Origin of the sequence: Nocardioides sp. LS1, from assembly GCF_003865225.1 — a bacterium.
GTDB lineage: Bacteria > Actinomycetota > Actinomycetes > Propionibacteriales > Nocardioidaceae > Nocardioides > Nocardioides ginsengisegetis.
This window is the reverse complement of record NZ_BIFF01000002.1, coordinates 945,370-965,662: the sequence shown is the minus strand read 5'-3', so window position 1 is coordinate 965,662 and position 20,293 is coordinate 945,370. Positions and strand designations below refer to the sequence as shown.

Sequence of the window (20,293 nt, the reverse complement as noted above, 5' to 3'; positions counted from 1 at the left end):
GGCCTCAGCCCTTCTTCTCGTGGACGGACAGGTTGGCGGTGGCCATCAGCCGGTTGGAGACGCTGGTCTGCAGCACCCGCTCGAACATCAGCGAGCCGAGCAGCAGCGCACCGGTCGCGACGGTGGCCCAGTAGGGCTGGATGCCGCGGATGGTGAGGCCGTTGGAGATGGTCGCCAGGATCAGCGCGCCGACCAGCACCCGCGGCAGCGAGCCCCGGCCACCGGTGAGGGCGACGCCCGCCAGGGCGACCGCGGTCAGGGCGCTGAAGATGATCGCCGGGCTGGCCGACGGGCTCGCCTCGGTGACGACCGCGGTCGTGACCAGGCCGCCGAGGGAGGCCAGCAGGCCCGAGATGACGAAGCCGAGGACGGTGTAGCGGCTGCTCTTGATGCCGGCGCGGCGGACGGCCTCGGCGTTGCCGCCGACCGCCATCAGGCGCAGGCCGTCGCGGGTGCGGGTGAGGAACACGGTGCCGACGACGAAGACCGCCGCGACGATGAAGACCGGCGCCGGGATGCCCGAGAACGTGCCGAACGACAGGTAACGGTGGGTGCCCATGAACTCGAGCTGGGTCAGCCCGGGGAACGTGTAGCCCCCGGCGACGACGGCCGCGAGGCCGGACAGCACCGAGAGCGTGCCGATGGTGACGATGATCGGGTTGAAGCCGCGCAGCGCGATCAGCCCGTTGAAGACGCCGACGACGACGCCGCAGGCGAGGCCGGCCGCGAGGCCGAGCCAGGTGGGGTAGCCGTGGGTGAGCAGCCATCCGCAGACACAGCTGGCGATGGCCGCCGTACCGGGGAGGGAGAGGTCCAGAACCCCGGTCATGATCCCCAGGCCGACCCCGGCCGCGAACAGCGCGGTGAGTGCCGCGGCGTTCGCGACCAGGGTGGCGTTGTCGATGGTGAAGAAGTAGGGCGAGGCCCAGAACGCGAAGACCACGATGAGCAGCCCCCAGAGGAGGAAGATGCCGCGGTCGCGCAGGAAGACCAGGACCGTCACGGCGCGCGGCATGTCACTGCCGGTGGCCGGTGCGGGGCGCTCGGTCGTCGTGGTCGACCCCGAGCTCTCGGAGCCGGGCACAGGTGTCGGGACGGTCATGGTCATGGCTCAGGCCCCGGCCTTGATGACCTTCTGGGGCACGGTCAGCTGCTGACCGTCCTTCGTGGGGTCGGCCATCATCGCGGTGAGCGTGTCGAAGGACTGCATCATGTCCTCGGCGAACTGCAGCGCCACGACGGCGTAGATCTTGCCGTCCTTGACCGCCTGCAGCACCTCGTCGTTGCCGCCGGTCTCGGTGGCGCAGGTGAGGTCCTTGCCGGCGGCGGCGAAGGCGCCGAGCGCACCGAGGGTGCCCTCGTCGTTCTGGCCGAAGACGGCCTGGATGTCCGGGTGGCCCTGGAGGGCGCTGCCCACGTCGGTCTGCGCCTTGGCCCGCTCGGAGACGGTCGTGGTGGCGACGATCTCGGCGTCGGGGGCGGTCTTGGCGAGCGCGTCCTTGACGGCGCCTTCGTACTCCGCCTTGCCGGCGGTGCCGGGGGAGGACTCCTCGAAGAGGACCTGCGCCGTGCCGTCGAGCTTCTCGTTGATGCAGTTGCCGAGCTCCTCGCCGGCCGCCTGGCCCTGGGCGAGGTAGTCGATCCTGTCGAAGGTGATGCCGGCCTGCATGCCGGACAGGCCGTAGTCCTCGGGCGTGCCGTTGAGCAGCAGCGCCACCTTTTTCTCCTGCGCGGTCTTCACCAGCGCGGACAGGGCGTTGGGGGCCACCGCGATGACCCACGCGCCGCCGGCCTTGCCGGACTCGACGACGCTCTGGAGGTCGGTGGCCTGCTTCTGCGGGTCGAGCGCCGGGTCCTGCACGGTGACGCTGAAGCCCTTGCTCTGGCCGTAGCCCTGGACGCCCTTGGCGAGGTCCTGCATGGCGGGGATCTGGAGCCCGAGGGGCGAGAAGACGATGTTCTTGGAACCGGAGCCCGAGCCGGCGTCGGTTGCAGCGCCCGCGGCGGGCTGGGTGTCGCCGCCGCACGCGGCGAGGAGCATGAGGCTCCCGGCGGCCACGGCGGCGAGGGCCGCCTTCCGCTTCGGGGTGGTCAGGGACGTCATGGTCTCTCCTGGAGCTCGGTGGCGGGCGGCGTGGCCGCTCTGTGTGGTCGGTCACAGGAAACCCCCGCCGTCGGGAGTCGGGAACCCCGATCGCAGTGATGCCAGCCATCGGCGTCGGCTCTTTCCCCCGGGGTCTTGCGCCGACCTAGCGTGATCGCGCCAGACATCTGAGAACTTCCGAGGGAGACACCCCATGCCGTACGTCGTCAGCGCCACCTGGACCGCCGAGCCCGGCCAGGAGGCCGTCGTGCTCGACGCGATCGAGAAGCTCGCTCCGCTCTCGCGCACCGAGCCGGGCAACCGCTTCTACCAGGCCTACCAGGACCCGGCCGAGCCGAGCGTCTTCCGCCTCTTCGAGATCTACGACGACGAGGAGGCCTACGCCGCGCACGGTGCGTCGGTGCACTTCAAGGAGCTTGCGCTGGAGCAGGCGATCCCCGTGCTCGCCCACCGCGAGCGCGCCTTCTACGAGACGATCGGCTGACCCGAGATGAGACTGGCCGCCTTCCGCCGCGTCACCGAGCCGGCGTCGACCCGGCACGTCGGCCTCGTGCTGGGCGACCAGGCGGGCTGGTCGCTGCACCCCTTCCCGTCCGGCACGGATCTCGTCGCCCTGCTGGCCGCTGACCGCGGCGAGCGCGAGGCCGCCGCCGACGAGGCCGCCCAGGGCGACGGCCTGCACCCCGACGAGGTCGTCCTGCTGCCGCCGGTCCAGCCGGTCGCGATGCGCGACTTCCTCACCTTCGAGGCGCACGTGGACGGCATGGAGCGGGGCGTGGGCAACCCGGGCACGCCCGTCGAGTGGTACGACGCCCCGATCTTCCTGTTCATGGCGCCGCACGCGGTGACGGGCGCCCACGACGACGTCGCGATGCCGCCGGACACCGAGCGGCTCGACTTCGAGCTCGAGCTCGCGGCCATCGTGTGCCGCGACGTGCGGGACGGCACCCCCGCGGAGGCGCGGGAGGCCATCGGTGGCTACTGCGTCATGAACGACTGGTCCGCGCGCGACGTGCAGGGCAAGGAGATGCGGCTCAAGCTCGGCCCGTCCAAGGGCAAGGACTTCGCCACCACCATCGGCCCGTGGGTCGTCACGCCCGACGAGCTCGAGGACTGCCGGGACGCCGACGGCTTCCTGGACCTGGAGATGTCGGTGCGCGTCAACGGCACCCGCGTCGGCCACGACCGCTCCGGCCACATGGGCTGGTCCTTCGAGCAGCTCGTCTCGCACGCGTCCCGCGCGTCGGCGGTCAAGGCCGGCGAGGTGCTGGGCTCCGGCACCTGCTCGTCCGGCTCGCTGGCCGAGCTGTGGGGGCGGACCGGGACGCTGACCCCGCCGCCGCTGCAGGTCGGCGACGTCGTCGAGATGACGATCGAGCGGCTCGGCACGATCCGCAACACCGTCGTCGCGCGCACCGGGACGGTCGCCGCCGTGGCCCCGGCCCGCCGGCGCGTGAGCGGGCGCGTGAGCGAGGCGGCGTCGGCATGACCCTCTCGGTCGTCACCACCAACCCGGCCTCCGGCGCGGAGATCGCCCGCTACGCGGCGTTCAGCGAGGCGGACGTCGACGCGACGCTGGGCGCTGCCCACGCGGCGTACGAGGTCTGGGCGGCGGAGCCGCTCGACGCCCGCACGGACCTGTTGCGGTCGGTGGGCAAGCTGCTGACCGAGCGGCGCGAGGAGTACGCCGCGCTGATCACCGCCGAGATGGGCAAGCCGCTCGCCGAGGCGCTGGCCGAGGTCGACAAGTGCGCCTGGAACTGCACGGTGGTGGCCGATCTTGCCCCCGGCTGGCTGGCCGATCACGAGGTGCCGAGCGCGGCAGCGCGGTCGTGGCTGTCCTACGAGCCGCTGGGCGTCGTCGTCGCCGTGATGCCGTGGAACTACCCCTTCTGGCAGGTGCTGCGCTTCGCGTGCGCGGCGCTCGTCGCCGGCAACGCCGGGGTGCTCAAGCACTCGCCCAACGTCACGGGCTGCGCGCTCGCGATCGAGGGGCTCTTCGCCGACGCGGGTGCGCCGGCGGGCCTGTTCGGCACGCTGGTGCTGGACGACGAGCAGCTCGCCGAGGCGACCCCGCGCATCATCGGCGACCCCCGGGTCGCGGCGGTGACCCTGACCGGCAGTGAGCGGGCGGGCGAGGCCGTGGGCCGCGCCGCCGGCCACTTCCTGAAGAAGAGCGTGCTCGAGCTGGGCGGTTCCGACCCGTTCGTCGTGCTCGCCGACGCCGACCTCGCGGCCGCCGCCACGGCCGCGGTGAAGTCGCGCTTCGGCAACAACGGCCAGAGCTGCATCGCCGCCAAGCGCTTCATCGTCGACTCGTCGGTGGCGGACGACTTCGTGTCGCTGTTGCTGGAGCGGGTGGCCCTGTTGGAGGTCGGGGACCCGGTCTCGCCCGGGACGACCGTGGGCCCGATGGCGCGGCCCGACCTGCGCGACGGCCTGCACCGCCAGGTCGAGGCGGCCGTCGCCGAGGGCGCCACGCTCGTCACCGGCGGTCACTCCATCGACGCTGCCGGCTGGTTCTACGCGCCGACCGTCCTCGACCACGTCGAGCCGCGCAACACGGCCTTCGACGAGGAGACCTTCGGCCCGGTCGCCGCGATCGTCCGGGCTCGCGACGACGACCACGCGGTCGCGCTCGCCAACGACACGTCCTACGGGCTCGGCGCCTCGGTGTGGAGCCGCTCGGACGCGCACGCCCTCGACGTCGGCCGCCGGATCCGGTCGGGTGCGCTGTTCGTCAACGCGATGGTCGCCTCCGACCCGCGGCTGCCGTTCGGCGGCGTCGGCCGCAGCGGCTACGGCCGCGAGCTCTCCGCCGAGGGAACGCGGGAGTTCACGAACGTGAGGACTGTCTTCGTCGGCGGTGAGTCATGACCCGGTTCGACCACGTGGGGCTCAACGTCGCCGACCTGGACGCGATGACTTCCTGGTACGCCGGCGCGCTCGACCTCGAGGTCGAGCTGGAGTTCGCGCTCGGCCACGTGCCGTTCCGCGGGGCCATGCTGCGGCACGCCGCGGGCTGGCGGATCGAGCTGCTGCACCGCTCGGGCGGTGTGCCCGGCATGCAGGCCGCCAGCCCGGTCGACGCTGCGCTCACCCACGGCTACGGCCACGTCGCGCTCGAAGTGCCCGACGTGGATGCGACGTACGACGCGCTGCTGGCGGCCGGCGCCACCGACCGGATGTCCCCACGACCCTCGCCCGAGCCGGGCGTGCGGATGGCCTACGTCGCCGACCCCGAGGGCAACCTCGTGGAGCTGCTCGACCGGGGTCCGGCATGAGCCGCCTCGCCGGCAAGGTCGCGCTGATCACCGGCGTCGGCGGCGGCATGGGCTTCGTCGCGGCGCGGATGTTCGCGGCCGAGGGCGCCCGGGTCGTCGGCTGCGACCTCGACAAGGACGGCGCCGCGCGGACCGAGGAGCTGGTCCGGGCCGCGGGCGGCGAGATCACCGTCATGGGCGGGGTCGACCTGGGTGACGCCGAGGCCGCGCGCGAGTGGGTCGACGCCGCGGTGGCGACGTACGACGGCATCGACGTGCTCTACAACAACGCCTCCACCCAGCGCTTCGGCGCGATCGACGAGCTGTCGATCGAGGAGTGGGACTTCACGATGCGCAACGAGCTCGACCTCGTCTACTACACGGTCCGCGCCGCGTGGCCGCACCTCAAGGCGCACGGCGGCGGCTCGATCATCAACGTCGGCTCGATCGCGGCGCTGCGCGGCGTGGAGTTCATGCCGCAGAACGCGCACGCCACCGCCAAGGCCGGCGTCATCGGACTCACCCTGCAGCTGGTCGTCGAGGGCGGGCCGCACGGCATCCGCGCCAACGTGATCAGCCCCGGCATGACCGAGACCCCCAACACCGCGCCGCTGCTCGCCGACCCGCCTGAGCGGATGCGCCGCGTCGTGCTCGACCGCATCCCGCTGGGCCGACACGGCCAGCCGGGGGACGTCGTCAACGCCGCGATCTTCCTGGCCTCCGACGAGTCCTCGTGGATCAGCGGCACCAACATCGTCATCGACGGAGGCGGCTCGGTCCTCGGCTGAGCAACGTCGTACGTCCAAGGAGAGAGAGAAGACCATGAGCCACCTCAACGAGCACGGCATCACCCACCTGCGCCACGTCGACCTGGCGGTGACCGACTTCGAGACCCAGCGCACCTTCTACCGCGACACCTGGGGCCTCACCGAGGTCGGCAAGGACGGCGACCTGTCGTACTTCGCGGCCGAGGGCTCCCCCGAGCAGTACGTCGTCCGCCTCCGCGGCGGTGACGAGAAGCGGCTCGACCTGATCTCCTTCGGTGCCGAGAGCGCGCAGGCCGTGGACACGCTGGCGCAGAAGCTCGGCACCGAAGGAATCCAGCTCGTCAGCGAGCCCGGCCAGCTGCAGACCGCCGGTGGCGGCTACGGCTTCCGGTTCTTCGACGTCGACGGGCGGACCATCGAGATCTCCAGCGACGTGGAGACCCGCCAGCACCGCGCGATCGAGGAGGGCGAGGCGATCCCGGTGCGGATCTCGCACGCCGTGATGAACTCCAACGACCCCAATCGCACGCGCGACTTCTACGCCAACACCCTCGGCTTCAAGCTCTCGGACACGCTCTGGAGCGAGCACATGGGCGAGATGATGCACTTCATGCGGTGCAACGACTGGCACCACAGCCTGGCGATCGCCAAGGGCCCGCACACGTCGGTGCACCACGTGTCGTTCGAGATGCGCGGCCTCGACGAGTACATGCGCGGCACCGGCCGCGTGATGCGCGCCGGCGTGAAGAAGATCTGGGGGCCGGGTCGGCACAACGCCGGCAACAACACGTTCTCCTACTTCCTGGACCCCAGCGGCAACACGATGGAGTACACGACCGAGCTCGAGAAGATCGAGACCGACGAGTGGCACCCCAGCCTCTACGACATCGCCGACCCGATGACCCAGGACGTCTGGGGCACCTCCGACCCGATGTCGGAGATCATCGCCCGCGACTCGTTCAACGACCCCGACAAGGGCGTCTTCGTCGCCCCGCCGGTCTGATGCCGGACCTCGCAGGCAAGGTCGTCGTCGTCACCGGCGCGGCCCGGGGACAGGGTGCGGCCGAGGTCGAGGCCCTGGCCCGGGCGGGCGCGACGGTGTTCGCCACCGACGTGCTGTCCGGGGAAGGTGCGGCGCTGGCGAAGGGGCTGGTGGCCGAGGGCCTCGACGTGGAGTACGTCGACCTCGACGTCACGTCCCTTGCCGACTGGGGCGCGCTCGCCGACCGGCTCCGTCGAGGACCTGGCCGCGTCGACGGGCTGGTCAACAACGCCGGCGTCGCGGCCCGCGAGCGGCTGCCGCACGTCTCGCTCGACGCGTGGCACCGCACGTTCGACATCAACGTGACCGGGCCGCTGCTGGGCATCCAGGCGCTCGTGCCGCTGATGCCGCCGGGCTCCTCGATCGTCAACATCTGCTCGGTCGCCGCGATGGCCGGGCACGCGGCAGCGGCGTACACCTCGAGCAAGTGGGCGCTGCGCGGTCTGACTCGTACGGCGTCCCTCGAGCTCGGCGCACAAGGCATCCGTGTCAACGCCGTGATGCCGGGCCTGGTCGACACGCCCCTGATGGCGTCGGCCTCGCCGGCCTTCACCGACGCGGCCCTCGCCGAGATCCCGCTCGGCCGGGTCGGCCTGCCGGCGGACATCGCGCCGACCATCGTGTTCCTGCTGTCGGACGACGCGGCCTACTACAACGGCGCCGAGATCGTCATCGACGGCGGCCTGACCGCCCACGTCTCGCACAAGGGGATCGCCGACGCGACGCGGAGCGCTACCGTCACGGCGTGAAGCGTCTCCTCAACGCCGTCGTGCATGCTGCCTGGCGCTGGGTCGACCGTGCCGGCGAGATCGTGCCGGGCACGCGTGCGGCCGAGGCCTTCGGGACGTTCGGCGCCGGCAGCAGCATCGGCTTTCCCCCGGCCACGCTCCTCAACACCGGCTCGATCCATGTCGGGGAGGACACGCTGATCGGGCGGCAGGTGACGCTGAGCGTCGGCTACGGCCCGGGCGACACCGACGTCCCCGCACGCGCCCTCGTGATCGGCGCCCGCTGCGTCCTCGGCGCCCGGACCAGCATCACCGCCCACTCCTCGATCGAGCTCGGCGACGCGGTGTGGTGCGGGCAGGGCGTCTTCGTCACCGACGCCAGCCACGGCTACCAGGACCCGACCCGCCCGATCGGCGAGCAGCTCGGGCCCCATCAACCGGTGCGGATCGGGTCCGGATCGTGGATCGGCCACGCGGCGGTCATCCTCCCCGGCGCGCAGATCGGCCGGAACGTCGTCGTGGCGGCCGGTGCGGTCGTCCGCGGCGAGGTGCCCGACCACTCCGTCGTCGCCGGCAACCCGGCCCGGGTGGTCCGGCACCTCGAGCCCGGCGTCGGCTGGGTCGGCACCGGGGGCGACGTACGGCCGGTGCTGGATGCGCTCTGATCAGGCCTGCTGCTTCACGTACGCCGCGTAGACCCCGGCGCTCGGCTTGGGAGTGCGCTCGAACGTCTGGCGGTCGACCGCGTGCAGGCCGAGCTGGTGGCCGTAGCCGAAGACCCACTCGAAGTTGTCCATGAGCGTCCAGTGGCAGTAGCCGAGGACCGGCACGCCCTCCTCGATCACCTCGAGCAGCCCGGCCAGGGACGGCTCGATGAAGGCGGTGCGGAGGGCGTCGTCGTCGGTGGACATGCCGTGCTCGGTGACCAGGACAGGCACACCGGTCGCCTCGTGCGCGTAGCGGACCGAGCCGGCCAGCGAGAGCGGCTCGATGGCGCTGCCCATCTGGTTGACCGGGACGCCGTCGGCGGGCGGGATGGGGCCGGACCCGTCGTACGGGATCCGCTCGTAGTTCTGGACGCCGACGTAGTCGTCGTCGCGGGCCAGCTCCAGCCAGCGCTCGTAGACCTCGGCGCGCTTGCGGTCACGGACCGAGGCGTCGTCGCCGACGACCACGTCGTCGACGATCGCGAGGGACAGCCCCACCGGCAGGTCCGCGCGGCGGGCCTTGATCGCGGCGCGGGCCGCGACGTGGCCGGCGGCCATGCCGTCGGCGAAGGCGTCCATCTCCTCGGGCAGCATCACGTTGGCCAGGCGGTACGCCGGCACGCCGGTCGCCTCGGTGGCCGCCTCGAGCGTCGTCCGCTCGAGCTGGCGGACGAAGTCCGGGAGGGCGATCCAGCTCAGCAGGCGGGTGAGGTTGGGCTCGTTCATGGTGACCGCGACCGCGATCCTGTCGCCGAACCGCGCCATGAGCGCGTCGCAGTAGCGGGCGAAGAGGGCCGGCGCCTCGGGGTCGAGCCAGCTGCCGCGCATCGCGAACCAGTGCGGCGACGTGAAGTGGTTGAACGTGACGATCGGGGCCATCCCGACCTCCAGGCACCGGTCCACGATCGCCTCGTAGTGGTCCAGCTCCTGCTCGGAGAACGTGCCCTCCTCCGGCTCGACCCGCGCCCACTCGACCGAGAAGCGGTAGGCGTTGAGACCCATGCCCTTGGCCAGGTCGATGTCCTCGCGCCACAGCTCATAGCCGTTGCAGGCCTTGCCGGAGGGCTCGCTGAACACCGACGGCACCACCTGCTCGGCGAACCAGGTGTCGCTGTTGGTGTTGTCGCCCTCGACCTGGTGGCCGGCGGCGGCGACGCCCCAGAGGAAGTCGGACGGGAAGGTGCGATCGGTCATGGACCCAGCATTCGGGCTGGCTCGATCGTGCGGAACGTGGCATCGGCGATACCTGCCATCAGCGGCATGTGCGTGCCTGCGCGCCGAGGCTTCGCTGCGGGACCTCGCGCCTTCGGCGCGTAGTTTTCAGATTTCCTTGGTCGCCGCAGGATTCGCACGAGGTGCCTCCGGGCCCTGATTCCCGGCTTTCGGTCGCTTGGCTCGACCGCTCGATCGAGGTTTCAAAATTCTCTCGATTCTTTACTTTTCTCGGTCCACAATAGGGGCTCTGGCCTGCGGTTTTGTCGGTGGGCCCTGCTGGAATTGACCCATGACAGCGATGGTCACCCAGCCGCCTCGACACCAGGTGTCACGCGCTGTCGAGGCCATGCAGTCGCAGCTTGCGGACCTGGCCGATGTGTCGCTCTGGTCGATGGATGCGGACGAGTCCGCGGCGACGCTGACGGCGGTGACGCGGCTGTCCGCTCAGTTGGCGGAGCTGGAGATGCGGGTCGCCGAGCACGCCAAGACCGTCGGCGTCGGGGACTCCGTCGGCGCGACCTCGACCACGAACTTCTGGGCCCATGCCACCCACCAGACCCGGACCGCGGCGTACGGGAAGATGCGGCTCGCGGTCGCGCTCGCCGCCCGGCCCGCGTTGCGTACGGCGGTCGCCGCCGGGGACGTCCTGGTGGACCAGGCGCGGGTGATCGTGGATGCGGTCGAGGTGCTCCCGGCCGAGCATCGCGACGAGGCGGAGGCAATGCTGATCAAGTTCGCCGCCGACCATGACGCGCAGGCGTTGAAGAAGCTGGGTCGCCGGATCCTGGAGTTCCTGGACCCCGAGGCCGCCGAGGCCCACGAGGCCAAGCAGCTCGAGGACGAGGAGCGTGACGCCGCCCGGTCCACGAAACTCACGATGACCGACGATGGCCACGGCAAGGTGCACGGACGGTTCACGTTGCCCTCGGCGCAGGCCGCGATGCTGAAGAAGGCGCTGCTGGCATTCGCGGCCCCGAAGCACCGCGCCGCGGTCGACGGTTCACTTGGAGAACGTCGGCCGTCGGCGGAGCGGATGGGACAGGCCTTCGTCGAGCTCATCGAGCGCTACCCCACCAAGAAGCTCCCCAAGGCTGGCGGCGTCAGTGCCACCGTCGTGGTCACCATGGACATCTCCACGCTGATGGGCGGCCTGAGAGCCGCCTCGTTGGACACCGGTGAGCGGATCACCGCCGGCCAGGCCCGCCGCCTCGCCTGTGAAGCAGGGATCATCCCCGCCGTGCTCGGTGGGAAGTCCCAGGTCCTCGACCTCGGCCGCAAGCGCCGCTTCCACACCGAGTCCCAGCGGATCGCGATGGCCATCGAGCAGGGTGGCTGCAACGCCGAGGGCTGTGACTGGCCGCCCGGCCTGTGTCACGGCCACCACCCCATCCCCTGGAGCGAGGGCGGCGAGACCAACAAAGACGGCATGCTGCTCTGCCCGCACCACCACGCCCGGGCCCATGACCCGAAGTTCACGATGACCAAACAGGCCGGCGGGAAGGTCGCCTTCACCAGGCGGACATAGGCCGCCTGCCCAATCCTTGGGTGTCGCCACGCACCGGATGGGTGGACGCTGAGGGTCGTGCACGAGATCAAGATCGCGCCCGCGGACGTGGACCGCCTCACCGGGCTGCTCTCACGCGAGCGCAAGGACCAGTTCGACGCGGTGGCTGCGGGTGCGCGCGAGTTCCTCGGGGGCCGCGTCGTCTGGAACGTCAACGCGACCGCCCACGGCGGCGGGGTGGCGGAGATGCTGCAGACGCTGCTGGCCAATGCGCGGGGGGTCGGCGTCGACACCCGGTGGCTGGTGCTGACGGGGAGCCCGGAGTTCTTCGCGATCACCAAGCGCCTGCACAACGTGCTGCACGGGGAGCCGGGGGACGGGGGAGAGTTGGGCGCCGCGGAGCACGCCGTGGTCGCGGAGGCGTTGCGGCCCGACCTCGCGGACATGGCGTCCCTGGTGAAGCCGGATGACGTCGTCCTGCTCCACGACCCGCAGACCGCGGCGATGGTCGGGCCGCTGCGCGAGACCGGGGCGAAGGTGGTCTGGCGCTGCCACATCGGTCGTGACACCCCCAACGCGCTGACCGACCTGGGCTGGGCCTTCCTGCGGCCGCTGATCGAGGCGGCGGACGCCTTCGTCTTCTCGCGCCGCAACTACGTCCCCGGGTGGATGGGGTGGGAGAAGGTGCACATCATCACGCCCTCGATCGACCCGTTCAGCGCCAAGAACGCACCGCTCTCCGACGCCGACGCGGAGGCGACGCTCGGTTACGCCGGGCTGCTCGACGGGGCCCGTGACCCCCGAGCCCTCACCTTCGCCAAGCGCAACGGCACCGTCGGGACCACGCGGCCGCATCGGGGCCTGGACCTCACCGGGGGCACGATCCCGTGCGAGGCGCGGCTCGTGGTGCAGATCAGCCGGTGGGACCGCCTCAAGGACATGACCGGCGTGATGCAGGGATTCGCCGACGCGGGTCTCCCCGACGACGTACACCTCCTCCTGGTCGGACCCGAGGTGTCCGGCGTCTCGGACGACCCCGAGGGATCGGGCGTGCTGGTGGAGTGCCGGAGCAGGTGGGACGGCCTGGCTCCCGAGCAGCAGAGCCGCGTGCACCTGGTCTGCCTGCCGATGGACGACGTCGACGAGAACGCCCACCTCGTCAACGCCCTCCAGCGCCGCGCCTCGGTCGTGGTCCAGAAGAGCCTCGTCGAGGGGTTCGGGCTGACCGTCACGGAGGCGATGTGGAAGGCCCGGCCGGTGGTGGCTTCGGCCATCGGCGGCATCCAGGACCAGATCGTCGACGGGGACAACGGGCTCCTGCTCGAGGACCCCCCCGACCTCGACGCCCTTGGTCGCGCCCTGGCGCGCCTCCTCGAGCAGCCCGACCTCGCGGCAGGGCTCGGCAACGCTGCCCGCGCCACGGTGCACGAGCGCTTCCTCGGTGACCGCCACCTCGAGGCGTACGCCGACCTCTTCGCGACCCTCCTCGTCTGAGGCATCGCGCCCGCCGATGCCCCGCATCACGACTGGCTGGTTCCCCGGCGGGAGATGGCCGGGCAGAGTCGCAGCATGTTCGAGTACTTCCCGACCAACTACATCTGGAGCCTCGGCGTCGCGGCCACGCTCAACAGCGGCGGCGCTATCGACGAGGTCGACCGGGCCTGCCGGCCGATCCGGGACGCGGCGGAGCGCGGCGACGCCGGCACCCGCGACCTGATGCTCGCGTGGAAGCGCGTCGCCGACCAGGTCGCCGAGCAGGCGCAGGAGGCCGAGAAGGCCGGGCACCTGCGCACCGCCGGGCAGAAGTACTTCCGGTCCGCGGCCTACGTATGCCAGGCCGAGCGGATGCTCAGCTCGAGCGACCCCGAGCGGATCCCCTTCTACCAGCAGGGGCTCGACGCGCTGCAGAAGTCCTTCGACCTGATCGACCCCGCCACCACGCGGGTCGCGATCCCCTTCGAGGGCAGCGAGCTCCCGGCGTACTTCCTCAAGGCGGAGCGGCCCGACGGGACCCCCGCCCCGACCATGATCATGTGGAACGGCCTGGACTCCACCAAGGAGCACATGTACACCTCCGGCTGGCCGCAGGAGCTCGCCCAGCGCGGCATCTCGACGCTGATGGTCGACTGCCCCGGCAGTGGTGAGGCCCTGCGGTTCCTCGGCCTGAAGTCCCGCGTCGAGACCGAGGACTGGGCGGCCGCCTGCGTCGACTGGCTCGAGACCCGCGAGGACGTCGACCACGACCGGATCGGGCTGGCCGGCTGGTCGCTCGGCGGCTACTACGCGCCGCGCGCCGCGGCGTTCGAGAAGCGGATCAAGCTCGTTGTCGCGTGGGGCGCCAACCACAACTGGGGCGAGGTCCAGAAGAAGCGCCTCGAGCGCGAGGGCGAGAACCCCGTCCCGCACTACTGGGAGCACGTCCTGTGGGTGTGGGGGTACGACGACCTCGACTCGTTCATCCAGGCCGCCGAGGCGGTCAACCTCAACGGCGTGGTCGAGCAGATCACCTGCCCGTTCCTGATCACCCACGGCGAGAACGACCGCCAGATCAACGTGAAGTACGCCCACCAGTCCTACGACCAGGCCGTCAACAGTCCCAAGCGGACGTTGCGCGTCTTCACTCCCGAGGAGGGCGCGACCGAGCACGTCGGTCTCGACCACCTGCCCCATGTCGGGGCCTACACCGCAGACTGGATCGAGGACACGTTCCTCGAGATGGCCTGACCCACCACACGAAGGACTTCATGCAGACGCGACACGGCACGATGAACACCGAGCGCCCCGAGCGCTACGCCAAGCAGCTCGCCGGCCACTGGGCCCGCAAGGGCAGCTCCGGCGAGGAGGACGGCGCGACCGTCATCCGCTTCGACACCGGCCAGGTGGTGGTGATGCGGGCCGAGCCCGGCACGCTGCGCATCGAGGCGTCGGTCCCCGACGACGGCGACCCCGACCGCTTCGCCCAGGTCGTCAAGGACCACCTCGAGCGGTTCGGCACGCGCGAGGAGCTCGACGTCGTCTGGGCCTGAGCCCACGACGACACTCAGCGCTGCGTCGAAGCCCGGGCGACCAGCTCGGGCGTGAACGTCACCTGCTGGTGGGCGTGCGCCTGGTTGCTCGCCTCGTCGAGGACGAGCTCGGCCGCCATCTTGCCGAGCAGCTGGCGCGGCTGGCGCACGGACGTGAGGGGTACGGCGGCCGCGGCGGCGAACTCGATGTCGTCGTAGCCCACGATGGCGAGGTCCTCCGACACCCGCCTCCCGGCCCCGATCGACTGCTGGAGCAGGCCGAGCGCCAGCAGGTCGTTGGCGCAGAACGCGCCGGTGGGCCGGCGCATGGTGGGGATGCCGGCCAGCCGTTCGCCGGCCGAGCGGCCCTCGGCCACGGTCAGCGCCTCGGTCGGGACGACCACCAGATCGTCCTCGGGGAGGCCGGCGTCGGTCCAGGCCGCCCGGGCGCCTTCGTAGCGGTCGTGCACCTGCCCGATGGAGAGCGGACCGCCGACGAACGCGACCCGGGTGTGCCCCCGGTCCACGAGGTGCTCGACGGCCAACCGACCGCCGAGCACGTCGTCCACAGCGACCGAGCAGAAGCTCTCGTCGTGCCGGATCCGGTCGACGATCACGACGGGCGTGCCGTGCCGCGCGATGGCGTCGAGGTGGGCGGCCTCGGGGTCGACAGGGGTGATCAGGATGCCCGCGACGCGCTGCTGCTGCAGGTGGGCGAGGTGCTTCTCCTCGCGGATCGTGCGGTTGTCGCTGTTGCAGATGAACAGCGACAGGTCGGAGGCCTCCGCGGCGTGCTCGATGCCCTGGGCGACGTCGGTGAAGAACGGGTTGCTCGCGTCGAGCATCACGTAGGCGAGGGTGCGGCTCTGCCCGGCCCGGAGCGCCCGGGCCGACTCGTTGCGCACGAAGCCGAGCTCGGCCATCGCCCGCTCGACCCGCTCGCGGGTGGCTGCGGAGACCCGGTCGGGGCGGTTGAGCACGTTGGAGACGGTGCCCAGGGAGACGCCGGCGCTGGCGGCGACGTCCTTGACCGACGCCCCACGGGCGCCCGGTGCGTGCCGCGCGTCGTTGACCATCTCCACCCCCCCTCGCCCGCCTCGTCCGTAGGCCGAATTGAAACGGTCAAACCGGCTGCCGTCAATCGGCCACCGGCGGATCACCCCAGAAATCTTCGACTGATTTGCGTCGAACCATTGACGCCTGTGATGGCAGTCACCTACCTTCGTGGTGTTCGAGATTGAAACCTTTCAAAAAGGAGCAACGCGATGCCAGGACCGGCCACCGGCCACGCAGCCCTCGAGCTGCGTGACGTCGCCAAGTCCTTCGGCTCCGTGGTGGCGCTGACGTCGGCCAGCCTGACCGTCCACGGCGGCTCGATCCACGCGCTCGTCGGTGAGAACGGCGCCGGCAAGTCCACCCTGGTCAAGATCGTCGCCGGCGTGCACCGCCGCGACGCGGGGGACTTCCGCTTCCACGGCGAGGACGTCGACTTCCACTCCACGGCCGACTCCAAGGCCGCCGGCATCGCGGTGATCTACCAGGAGCCGACGCTCTTCCCGGACCTCTCGGTCACCGAGAACATCTTCATGGGCCGCCAGCCCTACGGCCGGATGCGCCGCATCGACCGGACCGCCATGCACGCCGAGGCCACCCGGCTCTTCGAGCGCCTCGGCGTCGCGATCGACCCCCGCCGCCCGGCGCTCGGCCTGTCCATCGCCGACCAGCAGATCATCGAGATCGCCAAGGCCATCTCCCTCGACGCGAGCCTGCTGATCATGGACGAGCCGACCGCGGCGCTGAGCGGCGTCGAGGTCGAGCGGCTCTTCGCCGTCGCCCGCAGCCTGCGCGACGAGGGTCGCGCGCTGGTCTTCATCAGCCACCGCTTCGACGAGGTCTTCGCCCTCTGCGACATGGTCACCGTGATGCGCGACGGCGCCTACATCTCCACCGACGCCGTCGCGGACACCTCGGTCCCCGAGATCGTCTCCCGGATGGTCGGCCGCGAGGTCGCCGAGCTCTTCCCCAAGACCCCCGCCGAGGTCGGCGACGTCGTCCTCGACGTCGACGGCCTCACCTCGCCGGGCGTCTTCCACGACGTCTCCTTCCAGGTCCGGGCCGGCGAGATCGTCGGCCTCGCGGGCCTGGTCGGCGCCGGTCGCAGCGAGATCGCCCGGGCCGTCTTCGGCGTCGACCGGTACGCCGCAGGCACCGTGCGGCTGGCCGGCAAGGACGTGGCCGCGCACAGCCCCCGCGCGGCGATCCGGGCCGGCATGGCCTTCGTCCCCGAGGACCGCCGCAAGCAGGGCCTGGTCACCGAGGGCTCGGTCGCCCGCAACGTCGCCGGCGTGATCCGCCGCGGCCTCACCAGGGGCGGCCTGCTCACCAACCGGGCCGAGAACACCGCCGCCGGCCCGTGGGCCGGTCGCCTCGAGGTCAAGACCAGCGCCCTGGACATGAAGGCCGCCACGATGAGCGGCGGCAACCAGCAGAAGGTCGTCATCGCCAAGTGGCTGGCCACCAGCCCGCGGCTGCTGATCATCGACGAGCCCACCCGCGGCATCGACGTCGGCACCAAGGCCGAGGTCCACCGGCTGCTCTCCGAGCTGGCCGGCGAGGGCCTGGCGATCCTGATGATCTCCTCCGAGCTGCCCGAGGTGCTCGGCATGGCCGACCGCGTCCTGGTCGTCTGCGAGGGCCGGATCACCGCCGACCTCGACCGCGCCGACGCCACCCCCGAGTCCGTGATGCTCGCCGCCACCCGCACCTCGGCCGTCACCCACGCCCCCACCCAGCAGGAGGTCAGCGCATGACCGAGCTCATGCTGCAGCCCAGCCGCGTCTCACCCGTCCAGCGCGTCGTCGGCACCGTCCTGCGCTCCCGCGAGATCGCCGTCGCCGGCGTGCTCATCGCGGTGATCGTGGTCGCCACCGCCAAGAGCCACACGTTCCTCTTCAGCGGCAACGGCTGGCGCGACCTGCTCCTGACGCCGTCGATCCTGCTGCTCCTCGCGGTCGGCCAGACCGCGGTCATCGTGACGCGCAACGTCGACCTGTCGGTCGGCTCGACGCTCGGCCTCACCGCCTACCTGACCGGCCGGCTCTTCCTCGACCACCCCGGGCTCCCGATCGTCGCGGTCTTCCTGGCCGCCGTCCTGATGGGCGCCGTCCTCGGCCTCGTCAACGGCGCCCTGGTCGCCTTCGGCAAAGTGCCGGCGCTCGTGATCACCCTCGGCACGCTCTACATCTACCGCGGCATCATGCTCAGCTGGGCGGGCTCCAACCGGATCAACGCCTCGGACATGCCGCACGCCTTCCTCCGGCTCGGCACCCGCTCGATCGCCTCGATCCCGATCCTCACGATCATCTCGCTGGCCGTGCTCGCGCTCGTCGGCTACTACCTCTGGACCGCCCGCGGGGGTCGCGAGCTCTACGCCATCGGCTCCGACCCGGACGCGGCCACGCTCTACGGCCTCGACGTACGCCGCCGCGTGCTCGCCGCCTTCGTCCTCTCCGGCGCACTGGCCGGCCTGGCCGGTGTCGTCTACACCGCCCGCTACGGCACGGTCAGCTCCGGCGCCGGGTCGGGCATCGAGCTCCAGGCGGTCGGCGCCGCCGTCATCGGCGGCGTGGCGATCTTCGGCGGCAGCGGCACCGTCTGGGGCGCCGCGATCGGCGCCTTCCTGCTGGTCACCATCAACCGCGCGCTCCCCATCGTCGGCATCCAGGACTTCTGGCAGCGCGCCGTCGTCGGGGCCCTGATCATCAGCGCCGTCGTCCTCGACCGGGTCCTCTCGGCCCGGCAGGCCCGCAAGCTCATCGAAGCGAGGGACGAGTCATGACCACCACCCTGTCGCGGCCCGAGGGCCGGGCCACCCGGACCTACGCCGCCTGGTCCAAGCCGCTCTGGCAGCGCCTGCTGCTCACCCGCGAGGTGGCGGTCATCGCCCTCCTCGTCGCGGTCCTCGTCTACGCCAACGTCAACGTGCCCAACTTCGACAGCCCGCTGACGCTCTACTACCTCTTCCTCGACATCGCGCCGATCCTGCTGATCGCGCTGCCGATGACGCTGGTCATCATCACCGGCGAGATCGACCTGTCGGTGGCCAGTGTGGTCGGGCTGAGCAGCGTGCTGGTCGGCATCCTCCACCAAGACGCCGGCCTGTCGATCCCGGTCGCCGGGCTGCTGGCGATCCTGGCCGGCGCGCTGTGCGGCGCCTTCAACGGCTTCCTCGTGGCGTACGTCGGGCTCCCGTCGCTCGCCGTCACCATCGGCACCCTCGCGCTCTACCGCGGCCTCGCGGTCGGCCTGCTCGGCACCACCGCCAAGACCGACTTCCCCCAGAAGTGGACGGACCTGGCCAAGCAGCGCATCGTCGAGGGCTCGCCCTACCCCCTGATCCTGATCCCGATCGTGGTGCTCGCCATCGGCTTCGCGCTGCTGCTGCACTTCTCGCCCTTCGGGCGGGGCGTCTTCGAGATCGGCCTCAACTCCGAGGCCGCGCACTTCACCGGCGTCAACGTCGAGCTCACGAAGTTCTGGCTGTTCGTCATGGCCGCCACCGTCTCGGCCTTCGCCGGCATCTACTACACGCTGCGCTACGGCAGCGCCCGCGGTGACAACGCGACCGGCCTCGAGCTCCAGGTGATCGCCGCCGTGCTGCTCGGCGGGGTCTCCATCTTCGGCGGCCGCGGCGCCCTGCACGGCGTCCTCGCCGGCGTCGTCCTCATCGGCGTCCTGGCCAGCGCGATGCGACTCGAGTCCATCACGGTCAACGTCATCAACATCGTCACCGGAGTGCTCCTCGTGCTCTCGGTGATCTCCACCAGCTTCCTCGCGTGGCTCTCGGCCATGGCCCAGGCGAGGACGAACGGGGCGTTCCGCCCCGGCAGGCGCCGGCAGGCGGCGATGCCACACCGAAAGGGAGAAGAATGAAGTTCCAGAACCGGCGGCTCGCCGCCCTGGCCTCGGTGGCGCTGGTCGCCACCCTCGGCCTGACCGCCTGCGGCGGCGACAACACCTCGGCGAGCGCCAAGGACGGCAAGACGTCCGTGACGTTCCTGCCCAAGAACCTGGGCAACCCCTACTTCGACACCTCCGACGCCGGCGGCAAGAAGGCAGTCGGGGAGTTCGGCGGCACCTACTCCGAGGTCGGCCCGGACACCGCGACCCCGGACTCCCAGGTCCCCTTCATCAACACCGCGGCCCAGCAGGGCGTGGGTGCGCTGGTGGTCTCGGCCAACGACGCCAAGGCCATCTGCGACGCGTTGAACGAGGCCCGTGACGCCGGCACGAAGGTCGTCACCTTCGACTCCGACACCGACCCCGAGTGCCGCGACCTGTTCATCAACCAGGCCACCGCCGAGGGCATCGCCAAGACCGAGGTCGACCAGATCGCCGAGCAGATCGGTGACTCCGGCGAGGTCGCGATCCTCTCGGCCGCGGCCAACGCGACCAACCAGAACGCCTGGATCGACCTGATGAAGAAGGACCTGGCCGACAACCACCCGAACATCAAGCTCGTCGACGTGGTCTACGGCGACGACGACGACCAGACGTCCTTCGACAAGACCGCCGCGCTGCTGCAGTCGCACCCGGACCTGAAGGGCATCATCTCGCCCACCACGGTCGGCATCGCCGCTGCGGCCCGCTACCTGTCGACCTCCGATGCCAAGGGCAAGGTCGCGCTGACCGGTCTGGGCACGCCCAACCAGATGCGTGAGTACGTCAAGGACGGCACCGTGACCTCCTTCGCGCTGTGGAACCCGGGCGACCTGGGCTACCTCGCGGCGTACGCCGCCCAGGCCCTGGCCAACGGCGACATCACGGGCAAGGCCGGCGACACCTTCGAGGCCGGCGACCTGGGCTCGTTCACCGTCGAGGACGGCGGCACGGTCCTGCTGGGCGACCCGTTCGTCTTCGACAAGAGCAACATCGACGACTTCGACTTCTGAGTCGCAG

20 protein-coding genes are annotated in these 20,293 nt (G+C 71.1%); 16 read left to right on the top strand and 4 right to left on the bottom strand.

Going from position 1 to position 20,293, the window contains the following annotated elements:
• Positions 1–4: 4 nt before the first annotated feature.
• Positions 5–1,108: an ABC transporter permease gene (locus tag EJF31_RS09515; protein WP_125036825.1), complete on the bottom strand. Its 1,104-nt coding sequence runs from the start codon at positions 1,106–1,108 to the stop codon at positions 5–7.
• Positions 1,109–1,111: 3 nt separating this feature from the next.
• Positions 1,112–2,104 (bottom strand): sugar ABC transporter substrate-binding protein, encoded by a 993-nt coding sequence (locus tag EJF31_RS09510; protein ID WP_125036824.1) that lies wholly within the window; start codon positions 2,102–2,104, stop codon positions 1,112–1,114.
• 193 nt (positions 2,105–2,297) lie between these two features.
• Here EJF31_RS09510 and EJF31_RS09505 point away from each other — a divergent pair, with 193 nt between their 5' ends.
• From EJF31_RS09505 to EJF31_RS09470, 8 genes are read left to right on the top strand one after another with little or no spacing between them, the layout of a single operon-like run.
• Complete coding sequence (locus EJF31_RS09505; protein ID WP_125036823.1) at positions 2,298–2,588, top strand: putative quinol monooxygenase; 291 nt, start codon at positions 2,298–2,300, stop codon at positions 2,586–2,588.
• A gap of 6 nt (positions 2,589–2,594) precedes the next feature.
• Complete coding sequence (locus EJF31_RS09500) at positions 2,595–3,593, top strand: fumarylacetoacetate hydrolase family protein (RefSeq protein WP_125036822.1); 999 nt, start codon at positions 2,595–2,597, stop codon at positions 3,591–3,593.
• Complete coding sequence (locus tag EJF31_RS09495; protein WP_125036821.1) at positions 3,590–4,981, top strand: NAD-dependent succinate-semialdehyde dehydrogenase; 1,392 nt, start codon at positions 3,590–3,592, stop codon at positions 4,979–4,981. Before EJF31_RS09500 ends, EJF31_RS09495 begins: the two co-directional genes overlap by 4 nt.
• Positions 4,978–5,388 (top strand): VOC family protein, encoded by a 411-nt coding sequence (locus EJF31_RS09490; RefSeq protein WP_125036820.1) that lies wholly within the window; start codon positions 4,978–4,980, stop codon positions 5,386–5,388. Before EJF31_RS09495 ends, EJF31_RS09490 begins: the two co-directional genes overlap by 4 nt.
• Positions 5,385–6,155, top strand: coding sequence for an SDR family NAD(P)-dependent oxidoreductase (locus EJF31_RS09485; RefSeq protein WP_125036819.1), 771 nt, complete (start codon positions 5,385–5,387; stop codon positions 6,153–6,155). Before EJF31_RS09490 ends, EJF31_RS09485 begins: the two co-directional genes overlap by 4 nt.
• Before the next feature lie 34 nt (positions 6,156–6,189).
• Positions 6,190–7,137, top strand: coding sequence for a VOC family protein (locus EJF31_RS09480; RefSeq protein WP_125036818.1), 948 nt, complete (start codon positions 6,190–6,192; stop codon positions 7,135–7,137).
• Positions 7,137–7,925, top strand: a complete 789-nt coding sequence (locus EJF31_RS09475; RefSeq protein WP_125036817.1) for an SDR family NAD(P)-dependent oxidoreductase — start codon at positions 7,137–7,139, stop codon at positions 7,923–7,925. The genes EJF31_RS09480 and EJF31_RS09475 overlap by 1 nt, the downstream gene beginning before the upstream one ends.
• A complete protein-coding gene (locus tag EJF31_RS09470; protein ID WP_260430738.1) occupies positions 7,922–8,569 on the top strand; it encodes a DapH/DapD/GlmU-related protein in 648 nt (215 codons plus the stop codon). Before EJF31_RS09475 ends, EJF31_RS09470 begins: the two co-directional genes overlap by 4 nt.
• Here the strand turns inward: EJF31_RS09470 and EJF31_RS09465 are convergent, their stop codons facing one another.
• Positions 8,570–9,805 carry a glycoside hydrolase family 1 protein gene (locus EJF31_RS09465; RefSeq protein WP_125036816.1) on the bottom strand — a complete coding sequence of 412 codons (1,236 nt, stop codon included), beginning with the start codon at positions 9,803–9,805 and terminating at the stop codon, positions 8,570–8,572. It lies immediately after the preceding gene.
• Between the two features lie 367 nt (positions 9,806–10,172).
• Here EJF31_RS09465 and EJF31_RS09460 point away from each other — a divergent pair, with 367 nt between their 5' ends.
• The 4 genes from EJF31_RS09460 to EJF31_RS09445 all read left to right on the top strand — a co-directional run bounded on the left by EJF31_RS09460 (position 10,173) and on the right by EJF31_RS09445 (position 14,356).
• Positions 10,173–11,351 carry an HNH endonuclease signature motif containing protein gene (locus EJF31_RS09460; protein ID WP_260430737.1) on the top strand — a complete coding sequence of 393 codons (1,179 nt, stop codon included), beginning with the start codon at positions 10,173–10,175 and terminating at the stop codon, positions 11,349–11,351.
• A gap of 57 nt (positions 11,352–11,408) precedes the next feature.
• Positions 11,409–12,824 (top strand): glycosyltransferase, encoded by a 1,416-nt coding sequence (locus EJF31_RS09455; RefSeq protein ID WP_125036814.1) that lies wholly within the window; start codon positions 11,409–11,411, stop codon positions 12,822–12,824.
• A 75-nt stretch (positions 12,825–12,899) separates the two neighbouring features.
• On the top strand, positions 12,900–14,054 hold the full coding sequence (locus EJF31_RS09450) for a S9 family peptidase (protein WP_125036813.1): 1,155 nt from the start codon (positions 12,900–12,902) through the stop codon (positions 14,052–14,054).
• A 20-nt stretch (positions 14,055–14,074) separates the two neighbouring features.
• Positions 14,075–14,356 (top strand): DUF2218 domain-containing protein, encoded by a 282-nt coding sequence (locus EJF31_RS09445; RefSeq protein ID WP_125036812.1) that lies wholly within the window; start codon positions 14,075–14,077, stop codon positions 14,354–14,356.
• Positions 14,357–14,370: 14 nt separating this feature from the next.
• Here the strand turns inward: EJF31_RS09445 and EJF31_RS09440 are convergent, their stop codons facing one another.
• Positions 14,371–15,411 (bottom strand): LacI family DNA-binding transcriptional regulator, encoded by a 1,041-nt coding sequence (locus EJF31_RS09440; RefSeq protein ID WP_125036811.1) that lies wholly within the window; start codon positions 15,409–15,411, stop codon positions 14,371–14,373.
• Positions 15,412–15,600: 189 nt separating this feature from the next.
• On the opposite strand from EJF31_RS09440, the gene EJF31_RS09435 reads away from it, so the two are divergent.
• The 4 genes from EJF31_RS09435 to rhaS are packed head-to-tail and all read left to right on the top strand — an operon-like array spanning position 15,601 to position 20,286.
• Positions 15,601–17,145, top strand: coding sequence for a sugar ABC transporter ATP-binding protein (locus EJF31_RS09435; RefSeq protein WP_125036810.1), 1,545 nt, complete (start codon positions 15,601–15,603; stop codon positions 17,143–17,145).
• Complete coding sequence (locus tag EJF31_RS09430) at positions 17,142–18,173, top strand: ABC transporter permease (protein ID WP_260430736.1); 1,032 nt, start codon at positions 17,142–17,144, stop codon at positions 18,171–18,173. Before EJF31_RS09435 ends, EJF31_RS09430 begins: the two co-directional genes overlap by 4 nt.
• On the top strand, positions 18,170–19,267 hold the full coding sequence (locus EJF31_RS09425) for an ABC transporter permease (protein WP_125036809.1): 1,098 nt from the start codon (positions 18,170–18,172) through the stop codon (positions 19,265–19,267). The genes EJF31_RS09430 and EJF31_RS09425 overlap by 4 nt, the downstream gene beginning before the upstream one ends.
• Complete coding sequence (gene rhaS / locus EJF31_RS09420; RefSeq protein ID WP_125036808.1) at positions 19,264–20,286, top strand: rhamnose ABC transporter substrate-binding protein; 1,023 nt, start codon at positions 19,264–19,266, stop codon at positions 20,284–20,286. The genes EJF31_RS09425 and rhaS overlap by 4 nt, the downstream gene beginning before the upstream one ends.
• Positions 20,287–20,293: the final 7 nt, after the last annotated feature.

Excerpts from the sequence above, each read along its gene's own strand:
- EJF31_RS09510 (WP_125036824.1), bottom strand. The coding sequence starts at position 2,104 with ATGACGTCCCTGACCACCCCGAAGCGGAAGGCGGCCCTCGCCGCCGTG.
- EJF31_RS09440 (WP_125036811.1), bottom strand. The coding sequence starts at position 15,411 with ATGGTCAACGACGCGCGGCACGCACCGGGCGCCCGTGGGGCGTCGGTC.
- EJF31_RS09430 (WP_260430736.1), top strand. The coding sequence starts at position 17,142 with ATGACCGAGCTCATGCTGCAGCCCAGCCGCGTCTCACCCGTCCAGCGC.
- EJF31_RS09485 (WP_125036819.1), top strand. The coding sequence starts at position 5,385 with ATGAGCCGCCTCGCCGGCAAGGTCGCGCTGATCACCGGCGTCGGCGGC.
- EJF31_RS09445 (WP_125036812.1), top strand. The coding sequence starts at position 14,075 with ATGCAGACGCGACACGGCACGATGAACACCGAGCGCCCCGAGCGCTAC.
- EJF31_RS09515 (WP_125036825.1), bottom strand. The coding sequence starts at position 1,108 with ATGACCATGACCGTCCCGACACCTGTGCCCGGCTCCGAGAGCTCGGGG.
- EJF31_RS09500 (WP_125036822.1), top strand. The coding sequence starts at position 2,595 with ATGAGACTGGCCGCCTTCCGCCGCGTCACCGAGCCGGCGTCGACCCGG.
- EJF31_RS09490 (WP_125036820.1), top strand. The coding sequence starts at position 4,978 with ATGACCCGGTTCGACCACGTGGGGCTCAACGTCGCCGACCTGGACGCG.
- EJF31_RS09505 (WP_125036823.1), top strand. The coding sequence starts at position 2,298 with ATGCCGTACGTCGTCAGCGCCACCTGGACCGCCGAGCCCGGCCAGGAG.
- EJF31_RS09460 (WP_260430737.1), top strand. The coding sequence starts at position 10,173 with ATGCAGTCGCAGCTTGCGGACCTGGCCGATGTGTCGCTCTGGTCGATG.
- EJF31_RS09495 (WP_125036821.1), top strand. The coding sequence starts at position 3,590 with ATGACCCTCTCGGTCGTCACCACCAACCCGGCCTCCGGCGCGGAGATC.
- rhaS (WP_125036808.1), top strand. The coding sequence starts at position 19,264 with ATGAAGTTCCAGAACCGGCGGCTCGCCGCCCTGGCCTCGGTGGCGCTG.
- EJF31_RS09425 (WP_125036809.1), top strand. The coding sequence starts at position 18,170 with ATGACCACCACCCTGTCGCGGCCCGAGGGCCGGGCCACCCGGACCTAC.
- EJF31_RS09475 (WP_125036817.1), top strand. The coding sequence starts at position 7,137 with ATGCCGGACCTCGCAGGCAAGGTCGTCGTCGTCACCGGCGCGGCCCGG.
- EJF31_RS09465 (WP_125036816.1), bottom strand. The coding sequence starts at position 9,805 with ATGACCGATCGCACCTTCCCGTCCGACTTCCTCTGGGGCGTCGCCGCC.
- EJF31_RS09435 (WP_125036810.1), top strand. The coding sequence starts at position 15,601 with ATGCCAGGACCGGCCACCGGCCACGCAGCCCTCGAGCTGCGTGACGTC.
- EJF31_RS09480 (WP_125036818.1), top strand. The coding sequence starts at position 6,190 with ATGAGCCACCTCAACGAGCACGGCATCACCCACCTGCGCCACGTCGAC.
- EJF31_RS09450 (WP_125036813.1), top strand. The coding sequence starts at position 12,900 with ATGTTCGAGTACTTCCCGACCAACTACATCTGGAGCCTCGGCGTCGCG.